The sequence below is a fragment of the Streptomyces sp. NPDC051776 genome (genome assembly GCF_040681345.1).
In the GTDB taxonomy this organism is placed as follows: domain Bacteria; phylum Actinomycetota; class Actinomycetes; order Streptomycetales; family Streptomycetaceae; genus Streptomyces.
In genome coordinates this window covers 1-3,684 of sequence record NZ_JBFAYQ010000127.1, presented here as the reverse complement: position 1 = coordinate 3,684, position 3,684 = coordinate 1, and the positions used below count along the sequence as shown (strand labels likewise).

The window sequence follows — 3,684 nt, the reverse complement described above, 5'->3', positions numbered from 1 at the left end:
GTGGCGTTTGCATAAAGCAAATCGAGGTTCTGTTGCAAAGTTTTAAATCTACTATCAAATAAGGTAGAATAATAGAAAAAGATAGCAGGAGGAATGACGATGAATCATTTTAAAGGAAAGCAATTTCAGCAGGATGTGATTATTGTAGCCGTGGGCTACTATCTTCGTTATAACCTTATCCACGGTGTTCAAGAAGCAACTCCTCAGCAATAAGCGCTAGATTTCCAAAATATGAGAAACTATTTTAGAAATCTAGTTCTTATTTGCTCGGAGCTGGACGCTTCTTTCACAACCTCTATCCTCGATCTTTTTGGTCATACACTTCTTTGACGTTGATAAATTGATCAAGTATTGGATTTTCTCCTTTTAGGTCAGCTTCGAAACGGATACCGTCAATATTGATTCTGGCGTTACGGTAGTAGTCAGTTCCTAGTTGTCCCCATGCAGGAGTTGAGGCATCGACATTGCAGAAGATATCAAATCCTTGTTGTTTCAAGTAAGCAAATTTTTGATTTGCTTCAGAATAAGGTTGCCAATCGCTGATGTCAGCGCCAAATGGGTAGATCAAAATATTTGTTTTGCCTAAAATAGGTGCAACTTCATTTTGCCAACGTTCATTATCTTGTTGGATATCGGCTAAAGAAGCTTGTGTCATATTCAAGTGTCCCCAAGTATGAGAAGCAAAACTCCAACCATCTTTCTTTAATTGATCAGCAACTTTTTTGGCTGCTTCGATTTCTTTGTTTGTTTTTTCGTTATCACCATATTCTGATTTTGATGTACGGTAACCTAATACACCATTATAGCCTGTTAAAGCTAATGTTCCTTTGGCGCCTTGATAAGAAAAATCGGGATGTTTTTTAATGAATGAATCGATCAATGGAACCATATCATAGTCACCAACAGTTTCCTTCTTATTGTCGATATAAATATTCTTGATTTGGTTCTGTTTATCGACAATCAACTTACTTGGAAATCCTGAATTGTCCATGTATTCATAATAGCTGACATCGTCTTGCGAAAGAATTAACGGTTTCTTTCCTTCTGGAAGAGAAACACCTGTAAAGGTCAGTTTTCCATCTGTTCCTTTTTTGACTAATCCATTTAGATTAACAAGAACATAGTTATTTTTATATAACTGATCAATGGTTTTATTGAATTCGGAAATAGTGACCATATAATCTTTATACCCTTGTGCTTGCTGGGTATGAAAAGCCTTAGCTGGATCAACAATCAGACTATGAAAGAAGACGTGTGAGATTTTGGTCGGGTCTTCCCATTTTACCAAGGATTCTTTTTCTTTTTTCAAAGTTGCTAACAATTGTTGCGCTTCTTTGGCGTCGTCTTTTTCAAGTAAGGCGATGGCTTCATCATAATGATAACTTGCAGCAAGCTGTTTTGCTTGATCAAGCTGTTTCGTCGTTTGTTTATCTTCAACAGGTTTTGAGCTGCTGCTTGAGTGTTGAGTTGTTTGACTAGTGTTTTCTAATTTATTGTTTGTTACTGCTTGTGTAACAAAAAAGATACTTACACCTAGAATAATAACAGTGCATACAGAAGTGACAGCCAATATGATTTTGTGTGTATGTTTCATTTTATCGTCCCCTACTACTTTTTGATTTCAAAAACCCCCGTAAGCTTTTCTTAACCTTTTGAAAAACTTCCCATAACCATTGTAACGAATATAGGGTTCTGTTGCAAAGTTTTAAATCTACTATCAAATAAGGTAGAATAATAGAAAAAGATAGCAGGAGGAATGACGATGAATCATTTTAAAGAAAAGCAATTTCAGCAGGATGTGATTATTGTAGCCGTGGGCTACTATCTTCGTTATAACCTTAGCTATCGTGAAGTTCAAGAAATCTTATATGATCGTGGCATTAACGTTTCTCATACGACGATTTATCGTTGGGTGCAAGAATATGGCAAACTACTCTATCAAATTTGGAAAAAGAAAAATAAAAAATCCTTTTATTCATGGAAAATGGATGAAACGTACATCAAAATTAAAGGTAATTGGCATTATCTCTATCGTGCAATTGATGCGGATGGATTGACTTTAGACATCTGGTTACGAAAGAAACGGGATACTCAAGCTGCTTATGCGTTCTTGAAACGACTACATAAACAGTTTGGTCAACCAAGAGTAATTGTCACGGATAAAGCGCCCTCTATTGGTTCTGAATTTAGAAAGTTACAGAGTAACGGTTTATATACTAAGACAGAGCATCGAACCGTGAAGTATCTCAATAACCTCATTGAGCAAGACCATCGACCAATCAAACGACGCAATAAATTTTATCGAAGTCTACGAACTGCCTCAACCACGATTAAGGGCATGGAAACAATTCGAGGAATATACAAAAAGAACCGAAGAAATGGAACGCTCTTCGGATTTTCGGTATCTACTGAGATTAAGGTCTTAATGGGAATATTAGATTAAGAACAAGAAGGATTATAAACCTTGTATTTGATTTTTAAACTTTGCAACAGAACCAATTATATGATTGAGAGCTTCTTAATTTTTTACGGACTTTTCATACTTTGTTTTTGACAAGTTTACTTATATCTTTAACAAGTTTGCTTATATAGTTGACAAGTTTACTTGTAAAGTGTTATACTTTATTCATAGAGAGGAAGAGAAGAAATGAATAATAAGAAGATTTTACAAATGGCACAACAAGAAAGTCAAGATGAGGGTAAACTATCGAAGTGGAGAAATATGTCAATAGTACACTATATTATGTTGTTACTTGCTTGGCTGTTTATTTTCACAATTAGGTTGCTAAAAAATGAATCTATAGACGATTTGTTTTTTATGTTATTACTTTTGGCTTTGGGACATGAAATATATCTGTTCAAAAAGAAGAGGTCGATGACTAACATCATAGTAATTGTAGTATTATTAATTGCTGTTTCTGTGATGGGCTGGAATTTAATGAGTGGAATTTTTAAATGAGGGATAAAGGAAAACTTGAGTTAAAGAATAGGTTAAAAGTGGCTCGTGCTGAAAAACAAATAAACCAGAGTAATTTGGCTAAAATTGTTGGTGTTTCGAGACAGACAATTAGCAATATAGAAACCTATGAGTACGTTCCATCTGCTAAATTAGCATTATTACTTTGTATAGCGTTGGATATAGAATTTGAAAAATTATTCTATTTTGAGTAGTGAAGACTTAAGTATATTAAAACGACTTAGGTCTTTTTTATTTTAGGGGCGCAAATGTCAGAGTTTGCGTTCTTATATTAGTGAAATAGCAAGGAGAGTCTTTATGCAAGTAACAGGAAAAACTAAAACTGGTGAGGAAAAACAGTTGACAGTTGAAATTCGTGATGTTGAAATCGTGAAACCTAAGATTGAGAAATCGGTTCTGTTGCAAAGTTTTCTGATAAGTCTATTTTAGTGTAAAATGAATAAAAATGACAGCGAGGATATATCAATGAACTATTTTAAAGGTAAACAATTTCAAAAAGATGTGATTATTGTCGCTGTTGGTTATTACCTGCGTTACAATCTAAGCTATCGTGAAATTCAAGAACTCCTTTATGATCGTGGGATTAACGTTTGTCACACAACTATTTATCGTTGGGTACAAGAATACGGTAAAGTCCTCTATCATCTCTGGAAAAAGAAAAATAAAAAATCCTTTTATTCATGGAAAATGGATGAAACGTACATCAA

General features: G+C 34.4%; 4 protein-coding genes and 2 pseudogenes. 5 read left to right on the top strand and 1 reads right to left on the bottom strand.

Annotation, left to right across the window (positions count from 1 at the left end):
• Positions 1 to 99: 99 nt before the first annotated feature.
• Positions 100 to 195 (top strand): annotated as a pseudogene (locus tag AB0M26_RS31520) (IS6 family transposase); the annotation flags it as partial.
• A 100-nt stretch (positions 196 to 295) separates the two neighbouring features.
• Here AB0M26_RS31520 and AB0M26_RS31515 read toward each other — a convergent pair.
• Entirely contained in the window at positions 296 to 1,594 is a 1,299-nt protein-coding gene (locus tag AB0M26_RS31515) for a polysaccharide deacetylase family protein (protein WP_014017385.1), read from the bottom strand.
• Between the two features lie 168 nt (positions 1,595 to 1,762).
• Here AB0M26_RS31515 and AB0M26_RS31510 point away from each other — a divergent pair, with 168 nt between their 5' ends.
• From AB0M26_RS31510 to AB0M26_RS31495, 4 genes and pseudogenes are all read left to right on the top strand, one after another.
• A complete protein-coding gene (locus AB0M26_RS31510) occupies positions 1,763 to 2,443 on the top strand; it encodes an IS6 family transposase (RefSeq protein ID WP_365266382.1) in 681 nt (226 codons plus the stop codon).
• Positions 2,444 to 2,647: 204 nt separating this feature from the next.
• On the top strand, positions 2,648 to 2,959 hold the full coding sequence (locus AB0M26_RS31505) for a DUF6442 family protein (protein WP_349221543.1): 312 nt from the start codon (positions 2,648 to 2,650) through the stop codon (positions 2,957 to 2,959).
• Positions 2,956 to 3,171, top strand: a complete 216-nt coding sequence (locus tag AB0M26_RS31500) for a helix-turn-helix transcriptional regulator (RefSeq protein ID WP_101913440.1) — start codon at positions 2,956 to 2,958, stop codon at positions 3,169 to 3,171. Before AB0M26_RS31505 ends, AB0M26_RS31500 begins: the two co-directional genes overlap by 4 nt.
• Before the next feature lie 271 nt (positions 3,172 to 3,442).
• A pseudogene (locus AB0M26_RS31495) lies at positions 3,443 to 3,684 on the top strand (IS6 family transposase); the annotation flags it as partial.

Excerpts from the sequence above, each read along its gene's own strand:
- AB0M26_RS31515 (WP_014017385.1), bottom strand. The coding sequence starts at position 1,594 with ATGAAACATACACACAAAATCATATTGGCTGTCACTTCTGTATGCACT.
- AB0M26_RS31505 (WP_349221543.1), top strand. The coding sequence starts at position 2,648 with ATGAATAATAAGAAGATTTTACAAATGGCACAACAAGAAAGTCAAGAT.
- AB0M26_RS31500 (WP_101913440.1), top strand. The coding sequence starts at position 2,956 with ATGAGGGATAAAGGAAAACTTGAGTTAAAGAATAGGTTAAAAGTGGCT.
- AB0M26_RS31510 (WP_365266382.1), top strand. The coding sequence starts at position 1,763 with ATGAATCATTTTAAAGAAAAGCAATTTCAGCAGGATGTGATTATTGTA.